Raw genomic sequence first — 16,498 nt, 5'->3', positions numbered from 1 at the left:
GAGGAGGCGCACAAATGAGCATTTCTGGAACCAAAAAGAATATTAACCTCTTCCTGATGGATGGAGACCCGGCAGGTCGCTTCAAATGCAGTCTCCTCAACTGGACTGGTGTTGGATACAAAATCCCTCGTTCCTATTTCCCTCAGTGCAAGGATATGCCGCACATGAAGCAAAGCGGCGTATATATGCTCTTTGGCAGCGATAGAAACGGTGATGATGTTATTTACATCGGACAGGCGGTCGTTCGCAAGAATGGTGAGGGCCTTTCCAACAGAATCAACGAGCCGCACGATAGCATCGATTTCTGGACAGATGCCGTCATGTTCACTACTACCAATGATGCCCTTGGCCCCACAGAGGTCTGCTATCTGGAGAACAAATTCTGTAAGATGGCGAAGGATGCCAAACGCTATATCGTGAAAAATGGCAACGAGCCGTCCATCGGGAATCTGACTGAAGAGAAAGAAGCCGAGATGGATGAATTCATCGATTATGCAGTTCTCATCACTGGTGTAATGGGGTATAAGGTTTTCGAGCCGCTGGTCTCTCCGGCAGAATTGGCCTCGGATACAAAAACCTTCCATTTCAAGAGCAACAAATTTGATGCCAAGGCTATCATCACCAGCGAGGGTATTGTACTGCTGAAAGGCAGTCAGATTTCCCCGACAACAGTCAATAGCTGTCCGCAGTTTACAATCAATATGCGTGAAAAGCACTCTGCACACATTGCAGATTGGACAACTACGGAGGACATCCTGTTTCCAAGCCCTTCCTCTGCTGCATCTTTTGTCAGCGGGTCGAGTGTCAGCGGAAATGATATGTGGGTGCTGAAAGATGGCACTCCGTTGAAGGATGTAAATAAATAAGGCTTTTTGTTTGAATAATTGAGCGAAACCTCGGTACAGCAACGAATACCGCTATGGCGGATGTTCCACTGTACCGGGTTTTTTTGCGTCTGTGGCTGAAAGGAGGTGAGGCCAATGCAAGCACATCAAAATTTAGGGAAAGGAGGCGTTCTTTATGAATGTGTTTCATCGTATGAACATGGTGGATAGCTAAATGGCAAAAAAGTTAGATGCAGAGCGCATTGAGCAGGCCCGTCATAAAAATGAGGGTACCAGCCGCCGGGAACTGGAAAAGAAACTAATCAAGGAGACCATCGCCCAGAATCGCAGCGGTGAGCGCAAAGGCCGTGTCATCATGCCGGAGCGCAAAGAGTATGTTTTTCAAGAAGCTGCCAAGGTGCGTGTGGCGGCGTACTGCCGTGTCAGTACACAGGAGGACGCACAGGCTGGCAGCTTTGAGATGCAGGTGCAGCACTTCACATCCGAAATTGAGAACAATCCCAATTATGAGATGGTCAAGATATACACGGATGAAGGCATCAGCGGCACCTCAGTGGACAAGCGGAAAGGCTTTCAGGAAATGATTGAGGATGCCAAGGCTGGCAAAATCGACCTAATTCTGACCAAGAGCATCAGCCGCTTCGGACGCAATATCGTGGATATCCTCACCACATTACGGGAACTCAGTGACCTCAATCCACCCGTGGCCGTGAATTTTGAATCCGAGGGCATATTCACCAGCGATGGCAAAAACAAGCTGGTCATCTCCATCCTGTCGGCGCTGGCCGAACTGGAGAGCCAGCAGAAAAGCATCGCCATCAAGGAGGGCATACGCTACCGGATGCAGGAGGGGCTGTATAAATTCTCGGTCAAAAACACCATCGGATATTATCGGGATTACTCAGGCCGGGTAAAAATCGAGCCTGCCGAGGCCGAAATCGTACACTACATTTACGACACATTCCTTGAGGGTGCATCGCCGCAGGAGATTGCGGATTCGCTCACCCAACAGGGAATCCGGTCACCGAAGGGTATGGAGCGCTGGGGCCAAAGCACCATCCGCAGCATTCTCCGCAACGAGAAATATGTGGGTGATGTTCTGTACCAGAAAACCTACTCCAAGGACTACCTCTCCCATAAAACTGTCAAGAACAAGGACATTCTGCCGCAGTGGTTCTGGGAAAATAACCACCCGGCAATCATCGACAGAGAAAAATGGAACCGTGTTCAGGAACTCATTGCATCCGGTAAATTCGGAAAACGCAGCACCCCGATTGAGGCCATGAAGAAGAAATTCACTGTAGCAAAAGTCAAATCCGGTGTGCTGCGTGGTTATTTTCTGCTGGATATGGAATGGACGAAGGACGAACGGGAGCAATTTCTGAATATTATCAACACTATAAACGAAATGGGCGAAATGCCCGAAGAAAGGATGTAATTACTATGGCTATCAATTTTGCGAACATCAACCTTGAGGTTATCGACATCACCACCAACGCTACCCCTGACCTGTTCATCAATCAGAATGCGGTCACCTTCAGCAAGCGTGTTCTGGAGGACTTGGGCTACCCGGCCAATGTGCAGTATTGCACCGATGCCGCTAACAAGGTCTTTGCTGTCCGTGTCTGCAAGAGCAATGAGACGAAGGCTACTGCTTTCTCCAAGGCCAAGAGCGAACAGACCACCACCCTCAGTGTCGGCAACAAGAATCTGCGTGAGGTGCTGGTGGCTTTCATCCCGAACTTCGACCCGAAGAAGCGCTACAAGGTCAGCGGCGAATTCGATGCGGAGAATCGTGTGATGTACTATGACATGACCACCGCTGTGGAATCCGCATTCCGTGTTTCCAAGGAATAATCCACTCTACTGAATAGGCCTTAAACGACCGGGGCCACGCTGAAAGGAACATCCAATCAGTGTGGCCTTTGGCTTATTCGGTGATAATCCGGCAGCGGTCGATACCGTAGAGAACATTCAGTTCGGAGCCGTTGTCCCAATGCACCATCAGGGAGCCTGTGTCATCAATGCCGATGACCGTTCCCTTGGTGCCTATCGGTGGGGCCTGTGTGTCCTCCATTTGGAGCAGCTCCACCCGTGTACCGGGAGTATACTGGCTCGGAGGGCATGGAGGGCTGCTGGTAAAATCACTCGCATGGAAGTTCCTCCTTAGCAGGCCGACCATTGCGGAATGCAGTGTTGCCCGTCAGATTGCGGAGCAGGATTTTCCGAGCGGTTTTGTACTCATCACCGATAAAGCCGAGGCGCAGCAGGAAACACCGGAAGGCATATTTCTCGTTGGCGGGAGCCTTGTCGATAGCGGTCACTCGCTTCTGATTTTTGGCCATCTCGCACAGTGCCGTGATGAGCGCCATGTAAGCCTGTGTATCTTCTGACTCCGGCATCTCGCTGAACCAAGGGAAGGAAACCCGGTCATCGTTCACTTCGATGGGCAGGGCCTCGACCGCCAGCGCCTTCCTGATGAGGGTGGCCTTGCTATCCACCAGCTTGCGGAGATTGTCTATTGCGGCCTCGCTGAAACCGTCCATCGGCATGGAAATGACCAGCCCGGTCGGTTCCTCTGCGTCAGCGCCATCCGGGGCCTCGGTGGTGAATCCGGCATCTGCCAGTGTTGCAAGCACCTTGTTCAGGGTGGCCTCGTCAGTGCGCTCATCAGCAATCAGGGTACCTTCCTTGGTAACGGTGAGGTTGTCGATTGCGTATGCGGCGGTGGGCATTCCCTTGTAAACAGCCTTCATACCGAGAACCTCGGAAATGGTGGTGACCAGTGCCTTTCTGCGCTCTCCGGTGACATTGTAGTTGAATTCCATAGTGTGTACCTCCTTGATATTTGGTAGGTACATATTCGCTCTACGGCGGCACTATAGCAAGTCAATTCGGAGGCATAATACTGACAAACATTAGCAGCAGGATTTGTGCATAAAGAAAACGACCATGCAGGAGCATTTCTACTCTTGCATGGTCGCTATTCCGTTTTGGCCCACTATCTGAAGGTGTCACTCAAAAATTCTCGTTTTCTGAAAATCCCTAAGTTGCACCCTCAAATGGAGGGAGGCTTTTTGCTGCCCGATTCTGTTCACCAAAAGTACAGACATTTTGCATGCAGGCATGGTATAATAAAACCCATACGTATCATGCAAAGGAGAGATGGGCAATGGAACCATTGCGATATGACCTGCGCCTGCGGTTGTTCCGTGACCAGAAATTTTTCGGCCCCGGCGTGGCGGAGCTGCTGCACGGCGTCGAAAACCGCGGCTCGATCCGCGCCGCCTGCCGCGATATGGGCATGGCATATTCCAAGGCGTGGAAAATCCTCAACCGCGCGGAGGACGATCTGGGTTTTGCGCTGCTCAGCCGAGAGGCGGGCGGCAGCGGCGGCGGCAATGCAGCACTGACACCGGAGGGAAAAGCTTTCTTACAGCGGTATGATGCCTTTGTACATGCGGTCCAGCAACAGTCTGACCGGTTGTATGACGAATTTTTTGGCGATATGGAGGAGCGGGACGAATGAAGAAAAAACTTCCGGTCTGGGCGCTGGCACTGCTCGACCTCGCGGCGGCGGCTGTCTGCGTGGGCGCTGTGCTGCTGGTGACGTATATTCTGCCGCAGGGCAGCGCCGTCATACAGGATGAGGACAGCAGCACGGACATTGCATCACAGCAGCAATTCACGCTGCCGTCACAGGAGGGCAGCGGCGAGTCCGCGGACGGCGCACTCGGCATTCCACCGGCCAGCACCAATGACTGGAGCCATGCGGATACCTCGTCACTGGCGGCAGACCAGAGTGAAATTGACGCGTTCCACGCGGCGGAGAAAACGCGTAAAACCGTGCAGGAATATGCGGGAAAAACCGCTGAATTCACAATCGAACAGGTTTCGTGTACGATCAACGGCGAGCCGCTGGTGTATTTTACGGCGGATCTCTATGTGACCTCCACGCGCTGCATCCAAACTGCCTTTGCCCAGTCCACCTATGGGCGCAATATCCGCGATTATGTGGACAAAATGGCGCGCGACAACAACGCCCTGCTTGCGATTTCCGGTGATTCCTACGGCGAGAGCAGCCGCACCTGTGTCATCCGCAACGGCACGCTGTATAACAGTGATCCGGGAACCTCGGATGTCTGCGTGCTGTATCTCGATGGCACGATGAAAACCTACAGCGCATCACAGTTCGATGCAGAACAGGCGATACAGGACGGCGCCTGGCAGACGTGGACATTCGGCCCCGCGCTGCTGGACAGCGGCGAAATTCTCGACTCGTTTCACTCGACAGAATATCTAAATAAGGTAAACCCGCGCTGTGCCATCGGCTATATCGCACCCGGGCATTACCTGTTTGTGCTGGTGGACGGCAGACAGGACGGCTATTCCGCCGGCGTGACCATGTCGCAGCTCGCCGCTCTCATGCAGGAGGAGGGCTGCCAGACCGCCTATAATCTGGATGGCGGCAAATCGGCGGTCATGTATTATGACGGCGACTGGATCAACCATCCGATTGGCATGGGCCGTGAAATCAGTGACTGCATTTATCTCGCCGCAGAGGAGGAATGAACGGATGAAATACATCAAAGCTCTGCTCCCGCACGCGACGATTGTGCTGTCCATCGCGTTTGTCGTGCTGTGGATTCTGGATTATTTTAACCCCATGATGCAGTTTCTGACCGGCAGCGTGCCCAAGGTACTGATGCTGGTGCTGCTGCTGTGCGCGATTGCGACGGGAATGTTGACCATCTATTACCAGCGGAAGGAGTAACACATCTATGGCACTGCCAATCGAATTTGAACAGCGCATGCAGCGCCTGCTAGGGGATGAATACCCCGCCTTTCAGGATGCGCTGGCGCGCCCGCAGGCGCGCGGACTGCGCGTCAATCCCTTAAAAATTTCTCCGGCGGCGTTTGCCGGACATGCACCGTTTTCTCTTACACCGGTGCCGTGGGCAGAAGAAGGATTTTTCTATCCGGAGACCGAACGCCCCGGACGGCATCCGTATTATGAAGCGGGGGCATATTATATTCAGGAGCCGTCCGCAATGGCGGTCGGCGCGCTGGCGGATGCACAGCCGGGAGAAACCGTGCTCGATCTGTGTGCCGCACCGGGCGGGAAAACCACCCATCTGGCGGGACGCATGCGCGGCGCGGGTCTGCTCGTGGCAAATGAAATCAATACCTCGCGCGCGGCGGTGCTCGCGCAGAGCGTCGAGCGCATGGGGATTCCCAATTGTGTGGTGCTCAATGAGACTCCGGAACGGCTCGCGCAGTACTTTCCCGGATTTTTTGATAAAATTGTCGTAGATGCGCCGTGCTCCGGTGAGGGCATGTTCCGCAAGGATGGCAACCCGGCGCAGGACGAATGGACGCCGGAGCTTCCGGCTTTCTGTGCGGAACGACAGGCGGGGATTCTCGACTGTGCGGCGGACATGCTGCGCGGCGGTGGGATACTGGTCTATTCGACCTGTACGTTCGCGCCGGAGGAGGACGAAGGCACGCTGTCGCGGTTCCTCGAACGGCATCCCGATTTTGAAATGGTGCAGGTGGCCGACCCGCCGATACTGTTCGCACCCGCGCGCCCGGACTGGGCAGAAAACGGCAATCCATCGGTCGCGGCGGCATTCCGGCTCTGGCCGCATCAGCTGGATGGCGAAGGGCATTTTGCCGCTGTTTTGCGCAAAACCGGCGCGCCTGCGGAACAACCGGAAGTTACTTTCCCGGCTGCGCGCACGAAAAAGGAGCAGGAGGCATATGAACGCATGATACAGCCTGTGCTGGAGCATGTCAGAGAGCTGCCGAACGGCTGTGTCCGGCAGCGGAAAGACCGGCTGTATTTGCTGACCGACCCGCGCATGCAGGAAGTGGATGAGTTGCGCGTCCGCGCGTGCGGCGTGGAACTGGGTACGCTGCGCAAAAATCGCTTTGAGCCGTCGCACGCACTCGCCCATGCGCTGCCGCCGGCGGCATTTTACCGCGTATGCGACCTGCCCGCGGATGACCCGCGCGTGGAACAATACCTGCGGGGAGAAACCTTCCCGTGGGACGGGGAAAAGGGCTGGACAGCAGTTGCCGCAGACGGATTTGTCCTGGGATGGGGCAAATGCGCGGGCGGCATCATGAAAAACCATTATCCCAGAGGACTGCGCTGGGTGGGCAGATAAACCGTATCATTGCAACGGAAAACAGGAGGAAATACAGGCATGAATCAGTCGGCAGAAGCATTTATCGAGCGCTTACAGCGCCATGATATCAAATATATGGAAAACCCACAGCCGGACGGCAGCCATTATGTCGCGGTCGAGCTGGCAGGCAATGACGGCAGCCTGTACAATGTCGTCATGGTGTTCGGCGCGGACGGAACAGAATTTCGCATCCGTATTTTCCAGCTCGGCAAGGTGCCGAAGGATCGGGTGCGCCCGATGCTGCGCACACTCAACGAGATCAATGAGGCATACGCATGGCTGCGGTTTTATATCGACAGTGACAGCGAGGTTGCCGCCGCCATGGATGCCGTGATTACACCCGGCACCGCTGCGCGCGTGTGCTGGGAGATGCTGCGCCGCGCATTCAGCGTGCTGGATGAAGTGCAGGCAAAAATTGACGGCGTGCTGAAGTAAGAAACGCGGCGAAGTCCGGGAGAAATGTTTCGGTGGATGTATCCGGTGTACATGACAAGAAGGGTCTTTTGCCGCAAAATTTGCACTTTGAAACCGCATCTAATCTTGGTATAATAAACATATCAACCAGAGACGCAGGAGGAGGATAAGGATATGGCAAACAAATGGGAACCGTTTGATGTAAATGGATCGATCTTCCGCCCGAAGGGACGGCTGTTATATATTGAAGAGCCGGACTTCGGCTGCGAGGGCGCACCGGAGAAAGGCCCCGTATATGGCAGTGTTGTGCTGGAGGACAAAACCGGACAGCGCACAGTGAAGATAGAAGAGAGCATCCTGTTTTCCGGGCAGATGAACGACGGCATGTGGTACGGTATGCTGGGCGGCACGACGGTATTTGTCGGGCGCGACAGGCAAACGGTGTACCAGCCGAATGAAGCCGAGCTTATGTGGCTGGCAGGACTGTGACAGCCCCGGAAACAGAAGAGGATAACAAAGATTATGACCATTGCGGAAATTGCAAAGCTGGCGGGCGTATCCAAGGCATGCGTGTCCAGATATCTCAACCACGGCTATGTGAGTGAGGAGAAAAAACGGAAAATTCAGACGGTGATTGATGCAACCGGCTATGTTCCCTCCCGGCAGGCGCAGATTCTGCGCACCGGGAAGAGCAGGCTGGTCGGTGTCATCCTGCCAAAAATCAATTCGGAGAGCATTGGCGGGATGGTCGCGGGCATTTCCTCCGCGCTGGGTGACCGGGGGTTCGGCATTCTGCTCGCCAACACGGAAAACAATGTGGAAAAAGAACTGCGCTATCTGGAGCTGTTCCAGCAGGGACAGGTCGAGGGCGTTATTTTTCTCGGCACATTGCTGACCCCGCGCCATCGCCAGATTTTGCAGAATTATCCGGTTCCGGTCGTTGTACTCAGCCAGCAGGTGGATTATCTGTCGTGCGTGTACAACAACGACCACGATGCGGCGCGGGAGATTACGCGCGAGCTGCTCGATTCCGGTCGGAAGCATGTCGGCTACATCGGCGTGACCAACCGCGACCGCGCGGTCGGCGCGGCGCGGCGTGCAGGGTTTCTGGAGGCACTCAGAGAGCGCGGCATTGAAATTGCGGACGAGCACATGATTGTCACCGGCTTCACGCTGGAGGACGGCAACGCCGCCGCACAGCAGCTGTTTGAACGCGCGCCGAAGGTGGACGCGGTGTTCTGCGCGACGGATACGCTCGCGGTCGGCGCAATGCAGTACATCAAGGGCGTCGGCAAGCGCATCCCGGAGGATGTGGCGATTGTCGGCGTCGGTCATTCGCGCATGACGGAAATCGTTTCACCCCGCCTGACCACGGTGCACCTGTTCTATGAGGACGGCGGTGCGGAAGCGGCAAAGATGCTGCTGCAAATTCTGGAAAGCGGCATCGACATGAAAAAACAGCTCAAGCTGGGATATGAAATCATCCGGCAGGATTCACTGTAATATATATGAAATCAATTTCATAGTGAAAACACAAAGAGCATAGAATAAATCCGAGACAACCGGGCAATATGCTGCAAAAAATGCAATTTTTTTGTAACATATTGCCCTTTCTTTTTCGGGCGGACGAGTTTATAATATGAAACATCAAATGAAATCGATTTCATAAAAGAATCACAGACATCACGGGTAAATCAGAAGGAGAATCGTATGAATTACGGAAAAGCGGCCGCCGGCGTATTGGCACAAATCGGCGGAAAAGAGAATCTGGTATCCGCAGCGCACTGCGCGACGCGCCTGCGCCTCGTCATTGCGGACAACAGCAAGTGCAGCAAAAAAGCACTGGAGGATGTAGAGGGCGTCAAGGGCGTATTTGAAGCGTCCGGTCAGTTGCAGATCATCTTCGGCACCGGCGTCGTCAACAAGGTCTATGATGAATTCATCGCACAGGCGGGCGTACAGGCCGCCAGCAAGGAGGATGTCAAGGCGGCCGCCGCACAGAAGGGCAATCCGCTTCAGCGCTTCGTCAAGACACTCGGCGATATCTTTGTACCGATCATTCCGGCGATCGTCGCATCCGGCTTCCTGATGGGTATCATGGAGTCGCTCAACTTCCTCATCAACAACGGCTACCTCAACCTGTCCAACGAGAGCACGCTGTTTGTGCTCGCCAATCTGTTCTCCAATACCGCCTATGTCTTCCTGCCGGTGCTCATCGGCTTCTCCGGCGCAAAGGTGTTTGGCGGAAATCCGTTCCTCGGTGCGGTCATCGGTATGATTATGGTGCATCCGAACCTGCAAAACGCATGGACGATGAGCGGCGGCGTGGAAAATTATCTCGATGTCTTTGGCCTGTGGCAGGTGCCGATGGTCGGCTACCAGGGTCATGTCATTTCGGTCATCATCGCGGTCTTTGTCATGGCAAAAATTGAAACGTGGCTGCACAAGCGTGTGCCGGCGATGCTCGACCTGTTCATCACCCCGCTGGTTTCTGTTTTTGTCACCGGCTTCCTCACCCTCACGATCATCGGCCCGGTCTTCAACGTCGTTGAAACCGGCATTATCTCCGGCATTCAGGCACTGATTTCCCTTCCGTTCGGTATTGGCTCTCTGGTCATGGGCGCACTGTATGCGCCGACCGTTGTCACCGGCATTCATCACATGTACACCATCATCGACCTCGGACAGCTTCAGGAGTTCGGCTATACCTACTGGCTGCCGCTGGCTTCCGCCGCGAACATCGCACAGGGCGCTGCCGCACTGGCTGTTGCACTCAAGACGCGCAACGGCAAGCTGAAGTCGATGGCACTGCCGTCCTCGCTGTCCGCCTTTATGGGAATCACGGAACCGGCAATCTTCGGCGTCAACATGCGGTTTTTCCGTCCGTTTGTCTGCGCCTGCATCGGCGGCGGCTGCGGCGCCATGTTTGCCTCTATCACCGGACTGGGTGCGACCGGCACCGGCGTCACCGGCATCTTCGGCATCCTGCTGTGCCTCAACGCACCGGTCAAGTATATCCTGATGTTCCTCATTTCGGCAGGTGTTGCGTTCGTCCTGACCTGGCTGTTCGGCTACAAGGACACGGAGCCGGAGACCGCAAACGGCGCACCGGAACCGCAGACACAGCCGGAAATCAAAGCAGCAGAGAGCAAGGCTGCCCCGCAGACCGGTGACATCACGGTTGCTTCCCCGCTGACCGGCAAAGCGGTCTCTCTCGCGGACACCGGAGACGAGACCTTTGCCGCCGAAGTGCTCGGCAGGGGCTTCGCCGTAGACCCGGCGGAGGGCAGAGCAGTCGCACCGTGCGCCGGCACTGTGTCCACACTGATGGGTCATGCGGTCGGTCTGGAATGCGACAACGGCCTGGAGCTGCTCATCCACATCGGCATCGACACCGTTCAGCTGAACGGTCAGCACTACACCCCGCATGTGCAGGAGGGCCAGCATGTAAACGCCGGCGACCTGCTGATGGAATTTGACATTCCGGCAATCCGCAAGGCGGGTTACCGGACGGTTACACCGGTAATCGTCACCAATTCGGAGGAGTATGCCGATGTCACCGGCAATCTGGGCGATATCCGCGCAATGGATTGCCTGATGACGGTCAAACGATAAGTGAGGAGTCTGAGGAGTTTCTATGAATGCACTGCATCGAGATCTGACCCGCCTGGTTCCCCGCATCGAAGCGGAGGACCGGGCAAAGGTGGACGCTGACCCGCGCCGCCTGCGCTTTCACCTCATGCCGCCCACCGGCTGGATGAATGATCCGAACGGTCTGTGCTGGTATCGCGGCAGCTATCATGTATTCTATCAGTACGGCCCGTTTGACCCGAACGGCGGCGTCAAGTTCTGGGGTCACTGGAGCAGCCCGGATCTGTTGCATTGGACGCAGCAGCCGGTCGCGATGTGCCCTGACCAGACCTGGGACATTCACGGTGTCTATTCCGGCTCCGCGCTGGCAGAGGATGACGCACTGTATTTGTACTACACCGGCAACGTCAAGTACGCAGGCGATTACGACTATATCAACACGGGTCGCGGGCACAATCTCGCGCTCGCCATCTCGCGGGACGGCGTACAGGTTGACACCAAACAGCTTTTGATGGAAAATAAGGATTATCCGGATGACCTGACCTGTCATGTGCGCGACCCGAAGGTGTGGAAGCAGGACGGGATGTATTATATGGTGCTCGGCGCGCGGACAAAGTGCGACCGCGGCGAAATCCTTGTATATGAATCGGCGGACAGGCTGCACTGGAAGCATATCAACACCATCACGACGCCGGAGGTGTTCGGCTACATGTGGGAATGCCCCGACCTGTTCTGCGTGGACGGGCAGTATATTGTTGCGATGTCACCGCAGGGCGTGACCCGCGAGGGCAACAAATACCAGAACGTCTATTCCTGCGGCTATTTCCCACTGTACGGCGATTTTCGCGGCGAATACACGCTCGGCGAATACATCGAATGGGACACCGGCTTTGATTATTACGCGCCGCAGACGTTTGAAGCGCCGGATGGCCGCCGCATTGCCATCGGCTGGATGGGCATGCCGGACGCGGATTACACCAATCCGACGGCGGCGGAAAACGGCTGGCAGCACGGCATGAGCGTGCCGCGTGAGCTGCACTGGACAGGCACCTGCCTGACCGCAAATCCGGTGCGCGAACTGGATGCCCTGCATCGCAGCCGCCGCACGCTGTCGTTTGACGGCGTGGCACAGTGTGAGCTGGCGGCGGGTGCGGATATCCGCATTCACAACCGCGGGGAAAGCCTGCACCTGATGCTGGGGGATGCGGCGGCGGTGGAATACGGCCATGGGCTGCTGACACTGACGCTGACCGAAACAAGCGGCAGCGGGCGGACACAGCGCGTGGCAGAGGTGGACCACCTCTCCGAGCTGCGCATTCTCGCGGATACCTCCTCGCTGGAGCTGTTTGTGGGCGGCGGCGAGCAGGTCATGACAACACGCTATTACCCGTCCGGCCCAGTTTCCCTGCGCATCGGCGGACAGGGTGAAGCGGAGCTTTACGATATGGATGCCATGGAGCTGGCATATATGGCGGAATAAGGAGGACGTTACGATGAGACGAGTGGCGGCAATCGGGGAACTGCTGATTGATTTTGTCCCGCAGCAGAAGGGCTGTGCCTTGCGGGAGGTCACGCATTTTGAACGTGTGGCGGGCGGCGCGCCTGCCAATGTGGTGACGGCGGTGAGCCGCCTGGGCGGCAGCGGTGTGATGATCTCACAGGTCGGCGAGGACGCATTTGGCGAGCATATCATCGATGTGCTGCGCGCAAACGGCGTGGATACGCACTATGTTTACAAGACAAAGCGCGCCAACACCGGTCTGGCATTTGTGTCGCTCGATGCGACAGGCAACCGTGAATTTTCCTTTTTCCGCAATCCGAGCGCAGACCTGTTCCTCTCTCCGGAGCAGATTGTGCCGGAAATGATGGCGGACTGTGCCGTGCTGCATTTCTGCTCGGTTGACCTGGTCGACTGGCCGGTGCGCGAAGCGCACCGCCGTGCGATTGAGCTGGCACAACAGGCGGGTATGATTGTCAGCTTTGACCCGAATGTGCGCCTGCCGCTGTGGGATTCCCCGGCGGCGTGTCGTGAGGCAATCCGTGCCTTTCTGCCGTATGCAAACATTGTCAAGCTGTCGGATGATGAGCTGGAATTTGTCACCGGCTGCCGCGATGAACGCGAAGCGGCAGAGCAGCTGTTCGCAGGCAGCTGCCGCCTGCTGCTCATCACAAAGGGCGGGGACGGCTCATCGGTCTATACGCCGCACGCCGAGGCACACCGCCCGGCGCTGGAGGCGCAGGTGGTGGATACAACCGGCGCGGGCGATTCGTTCGCCGGCTCGTTCCTGTTCCAGCTGGTGCGCGACAAGGTCGAGCTGAATGACCTCACCGCACTGTCTGAGGAAACGCTGGGCGAATACCTCGACTTTTCCGCAAAATATGCCGCGATGACTGTCGCGCACAAGGGCGCTGTCATGGCGTCGATGGACGAATTTGAACGCCGGTACGCCAAGTAAAACAACGATTCATTCTCTCTCTAAAAAAACCAAGCCGCACAGGACGGGCAACGTCCTGTGCGGCTTTTGCTGTGTTGTGAGAGAGGTTTATGCGCCGGTGGTCAATGCGTCGAGAATACTGGTCAGATCGTCCTGCGGCACGCCATAGGCATAGGCGCCGCCGTCCACGCTGACGAGGTATTCGCGTGAGCCGCCCTTGGTAAAAGCGAGCGAACGCGTAGAACCGTCGTTCATGGTCAGCGTGACTGTTGCGGATGCAGCTGCATCCTGCGGGTCATCGATCAGGCGGGTGTAGTTGACCGAGGTGATGGCGAGGAAGAATTGTTCGAGCGCATCGTCCGTCATATCCGCACCGTCCAGCGTCGCGGTATCATCATCCGCGTCATCGGATTCATTTTCGTCGGCTTCCACATGCGTGATGTCGACGGTGTGTGTTTCATCGCCCTGCGTGACGGTGATTTTGTCCACCTCGGACAGCGCGCACGGCAGCAGATTGGTGGAGCGCCAGTCGTTCCAGTCCTCCTCGAGGAAGGAATAATCCGACGCGGTACACAGATAGACGGTCTTGCCGCCTTCCTTCATGACATAGATGCCCCCGTCATCGGTTTCATCGCCGATGAGGATTGCCGCGTCAAGACTGCTTGCGGCAAGTTCAATGCGAGTGGGGTCATCCAGACCGTATCTGCTGAGATCAGACGGATTGTCCTCCACAATCGACTGTGCTGTGAGACCGGACTGCAAACCGGACAGCAGCCCGGTGCTCAGTTCGTCGTCATCCGCGTCACAGGACAGCGGCGCGGTGAACACATATTTGGAATATGCCTGTGCCACATCGCTGTCCATATCAGAGGTATCGCGGGCGGAGAGCGTGACCGTCGTGCCGTCGTCCATATGATCGATGGTCAGCGATTTCAGCTCGTCCGACAGGCTGTAATAGCCGCCGAGCACGGTCAGATTGCGGTAATAGGACTGTGCCTGTGTGAGCGTCTCCGCGGTATCGCTGTCCAGCAGGTAGACCGCCGTTCCGCCGTTTGTGGAGCAATAGGTGCCCAATTCACCGGACAGGCCGATGGTCAGCGTGACCGCCGTGCCATCCGTGTCCGTGATGACGAGCGTATTGGTGTCATCTTCTGCCGACAAGCCGTATTTTTCCGGATCAGAACAGGTTTCTTCGATCGGGCGGGCGGAGATATCACAGGCGGCATCCATCAGTCCCTGCATGAGCGATTCGCTGTAGTCATCCTCCGACGCACCGGACATCGTATAGGAGGTGCCGCTGTCGTCAGAGGAGGTTGTCATGGTAAAGCTGCTGCCGTCGCGCAGCGTGACCTGCACGCTGGCGAGATCGGCGGTGTCCATCGACACCAGCTCTTCCGACGGGACGCTGTCTGCCTCTTCCTCCGCGGGATGGAGCAGCAGCGCGGCATAGGTGCCGCCGAGCACGGCGACTGCGATGACGCCGAACAAAAGGCGTTTGGTATTCTTTGTCATAGCTTCCTCCGGCGGAAAAAGACCGCGATGCCCGCGCCGAACAGGGCGAGCGGGAACAGGGCGAGCAGCAGGAAAATGACAAACTGTGCCGTCGTGCCGGCAATCAGCGGCTCTGCGCTCAGGCTTTTGGCAGCGATGGTGACGACATCGAGATCCGGCTGCATTTCACTGACAACATTGCTCAGGAACGACCGGTTGAGCAGGCTGGAGGCACTCATCAGGTCATCCGTCATCATCAGTGCGGCGGAGCAGACAAACACCTGTCCGCCGTCGTCGTTGCCGGTATAGGTGGACAGCGTTGCGAGCGCAAACGGGCCGTCGGTATCGCCGTCCGCCTTGGCATAACTGTCATATTCGGTCTCGTCGGTGAGAACCTTGGCATATGCGGTGTCACGGCTCTCCATCAGTGTTTCAATCGTGCGGTCGGTCACGGAGCTGTCCAGCTTCGCCGTGATCGACTTTGCGTTCGGTGTGACGAGTACCATGTCGGTCTTGCTGTCCAGCGCGCTGTTGACGTCGGAATCGGTCAGCTGCGCGAGGATATCCGGTTCTTCATTGATGTTGTAATCCGCGTCGAGCACCATGTCCGCCTGGACATCTGCGCCCCATTCCTTCAGGTAGGAATACAGCACCGGCAGAGAGGTCGGGGACAATGTGCCGTCAAATACCATCAAATCGCCGCCGCCCTTGACAAAGGCGTCGATGAGATCGGCCTCTGTCTCGGTCAGGTCGGCCTGTGGCAGGCTGATGACCACAATGGACGCATCATCCGGGATTTCTTTCTCCTCGGTCAGGTTGAGCAGGCTTACCGTAAAGCCTGCATTTGTCAGCATGGAAGTAAAGGCTGTGGAAACGCTCTCGTTGTGCCCCTGTAAAAGATAGGCAACCGGCGTCTGGTCGCTCGTCACGGCGGTGATGGCGGAGGTCAGCGCCTGCTCACCCTGGAAACCGGTGACGGTGGAATAGCCGCTGTACGATGAGCTGGATTCGGTCGTATAAAAATCCGAGTCGTTGAGGACGCGCGTGTGGTCACCGCAGGAGACAATGACGCTGCCCGCCTGAATGGTCGCGGCGAGGTCGCTGTAGCGGCTGACCACATTCGGGTTGGTGTATGGGTCAATATATTCGACGGTTATGTTATCGCCTGCCAGATTGACGTATTTGTTCAGCAGCGTGTATACCTTGCCATAATAGCTGTCGTTGCGGAAATCGTCTTCTGCGGCCAGAATGGTGATATCCACGGTGTCCTCCATGCTCTCGAGCATGGTTTTGGTGTCATCGGTGATTTCATACAGCTGGTTTGCCGTCAGGTCGAGCGTCAGGTCGAAGCGGTCGGTCAGATTGGTGCACACGAGGTTGAGCAGGATGACGGCTGCGAGTGCAAATGCGAGTCCTGCGGCGGAAACCGACACGCGGCGCAACCGTTTGCGCTTCTGTGCCTTCTGCTCGGGCGATACCGGCGCCTTGGGCGCCTTATTTTTTTTGTGAAATCGTTTCATCGGGTCACACC

General features: G+C 56.4%; 17 protein-coding genes. 13 read left to right on the top strand and 4 right to left on the bottom strand.

Annotation, left to right across the window (positions count from 1 at the left end; genetic code table 11):
- Positions 1 to 14 precede the first annotated feature (14 nt).
- The 3 genes from CBW42_RS07715 (at position 15) to CBW42_RS07705 (ending at position 2,702) form a co-directional block, all read left to right on the top strand.
- Positions 15 to 866, top strand: a complete 852-nt coding sequence (locus CBW42_RS07715; protein ID WP_087019476.1) for a GIY-YIG nuclease family protein — start codon at positions 15 to 17, stop codon at positions 864 to 866.
- Between the two features lie 193 nt (positions 867 to 1,059).
- A complete protein-coding gene (locus CBW42_RS07710) occupies positions 1,060 to 2,283 on the top strand; it encodes a recombinase family protein (protein WP_087019473.1) in 1,224 nt (407 codons plus the stop codon).
- Positions 2,284 to 2,288: 5 nt separating this feature from the next.
- Positions 2,289 to 2,702, top strand: a complete 414-nt coding sequence (locus CBW42_RS07705) for a hypothetical protein (RefSeq protein WP_087019470.1) — start codon at positions 2,289 to 2,291, stop codon at positions 2,700 to 2,702.
- A 73-nt stretch (positions 2,703 to 2,775) separates the two neighbouring features.
- On the opposite strand, the gene CBW42_RS14820 is transcribed toward CBW42_RS07705, so the two are convergent.
- Together CBW42_RS14820 and CBW42_RS07695 are read right to left on the bottom strand one after the other, a co-directional pair.
- Positions 2,776 to 2,922, bottom strand: a complete 147-nt coding sequence (locus CBW42_RS14820; protein WP_087019467.1) for a DUF4314 domain-containing protein — start codon at positions 2,920 to 2,922, stop codon at positions 2,776 to 2,778.
- A 67-nt stretch (positions 2,923 to 2,989) separates the two neighbouring features.
- The gene (locus CBW42_RS07695; protein ID WP_087019465.1) at positions 2,990 to 3,673 is read right to left on the bottom strand and encodes a virulence protein; all 684 of its coding nucleotides are present in this window, start codon (positions 3,671 to 3,673) and stop codon (positions 2,990 to 2,992) included.
- A 344-nt stretch (positions 3,674 to 4,017) separates the two neighbouring features.
- Here CBW42_RS07695 and CBW42_RS07690 point away from each other — a divergent pair, with 344 nt between their 5' ends.
- The 10 genes from CBW42_RS07690 (at position 4,018) to CBW42_RS07645 (ending at position 13,497) form a co-directional block, all read left to right on the top strand.
- Positions 4,018 to 4,374 (top strand): winged helix-turn-helix domain-containing protein, encoded by a 357-nt coding sequence (locus CBW42_RS07690; protein WP_087019462.1) that lies wholly within the window; start codon positions 4,018 to 4,020, stop codon positions 4,372 to 4,374.
- Positions 4,371 to 5,417: a phosphodiester glycosidase family protein gene (locus CBW42_RS07685; RefSeq protein ID WP_087019459.1), complete on the top strand. Its 1,047-nt coding sequence runs from the start codon at positions 4,371 to 4,373 to the stop codon at positions 5,415 to 5,417. The genes CBW42_RS07690 and CBW42_RS07685 overlap by 4 nt, the downstream gene beginning before the upstream one ends.
- A 4-nt stretch (positions 5,418 to 5,421) precedes the next feature.
- Positions 5,422 to 5,619: a hypothetical protein gene (locus CBW42_RS07680; protein ID WP_087019455.1), complete on the top strand. Its 198-nt coding sequence runs from the start codon at positions 5,422 to 5,424 to the stop codon at positions 5,617 to 5,619.
- A 7-nt stretch (positions 5,620 to 5,626) separates the two neighbouring features.
- Positions 5,627 to 7,015, top strand: a complete 1,389-nt coding sequence (locus CBW42_RS07675) for an RsmB/NOP family class I SAM-dependent RNA methyltransferase (protein ID WP_087019452.1) — start codon at positions 5,627 to 5,629, stop codon at positions 7,013 to 7,015.
- Positions 7,016 to 7,054: 39 nt separating this feature from the next.
- Complete coding sequence (locus CBW42_RS07670) at positions 7,055 to 7,471, top strand: YbjN domain-containing protein (RefSeq protein WP_087019449.1); 417 nt, start codon at positions 7,055 to 7,057, stop codon at positions 7,469 to 7,471.
- 153 nt (positions 7,472 to 7,624) lie between these two features.
- A complete protein-coding gene (locus CBW42_RS07665; RefSeq protein WP_087019446.1) occupies positions 7,625 to 7,939 on the top strand; it encodes a hypothetical protein in 315 nt (104 codons plus the stop codon).
- Between the two features lie 33 nt (positions 7,940 to 7,972).
- Positions 7,973 to 8,953 carry a LacI family DNA-binding transcriptional regulator gene (locus tag CBW42_RS07660; protein WP_087019442.1) on the top strand — a complete coding sequence of 327 codons (981 nt, stop codon included), beginning with the start codon at positions 7,973 to 7,975 and terminating at the stop codon, positions 8,951 to 8,953.
- Positions 8,954 to 9,160: 207 nt separating this feature from the next.
- Positions 9,161 to 11,065: a PTS beta-glucoside transporter subunit IIBCA gene (locus CBW42_RS07655; protein ID WP_087019439.1), complete on the top strand. Its 1,905-nt coding sequence runs from the start codon at positions 9,161 to 9,163 to the stop codon at positions 11,063 to 11,065.
- A gap of 22 nt (positions 11,066 to 11,087) precedes the next feature.
- Complete coding sequence (locus tag CBW42_RS07650) at positions 11,088 to 12,521, top strand: glycoside hydrolase family 32 protein (protein ID WP_087019436.1); 1,434 nt, start codon at positions 11,088 to 11,090, stop codon at positions 12,519 to 12,521.
- 13 nt (positions 12,522 to 12,534) lie between these two features.
- Positions 12,535 to 13,497, top strand: coding sequence for a carbohydrate kinase family protein (locus tag CBW42_RS07645; protein WP_087019433.1), 963 nt, complete (start codon positions 12,535 to 12,537; stop codon positions 13,495 to 13,497).
- Between the two features lie 87 nt (positions 13,498 to 13,584).
- On the opposite strand, the gene CBW42_RS07640 is transcribed toward CBW42_RS07645, so the two are convergent.
- Both CBW42_RS07640 and CBW42_RS07635 read right to left on the bottom strand, forming a co-directional pair.
- On the bottom strand, positions 13,585 to 14,988 hold the full coding sequence (locus CBW42_RS07640) for a DUF4340 domain-containing protein (RefSeq protein WP_087019431.1): 1,404 nt from the start codon (positions 14,986 to 14,988) through the stop codon (positions 13,585 to 13,587).
- Positions 14,985 to 16,487 carry a GldG family protein gene (locus CBW42_RS07635; RefSeq protein ID WP_087019428.1) on the bottom strand — a complete coding sequence of 501 codons (1,503 nt, stop codon included), beginning with the start codon at positions 16,485 to 16,487 and terminating at the stop codon, positions 14,985 to 14,987. The genes CBW42_RS07640 and CBW42_RS07635 overlap by 4 nt, the downstream gene beginning before the upstream one ends.
- Positions 16,488 to 16,498 lie beyond the last annotated feature (11 nt).

This window comes from Butyricicoccus porcorum, assembly GCF_002157465.1.
Lineage (GTDB): Bacteria > Bacillota > Clostridia > Oscillospirales > Butyricicoccaceae > Butyricicoccus_A > Butyricicoccus_A porcorum.
Note: the sequence above shows the minus strand (reverse complement) of the source record. Positions and strands in the feature narration are given on the sequence as shown.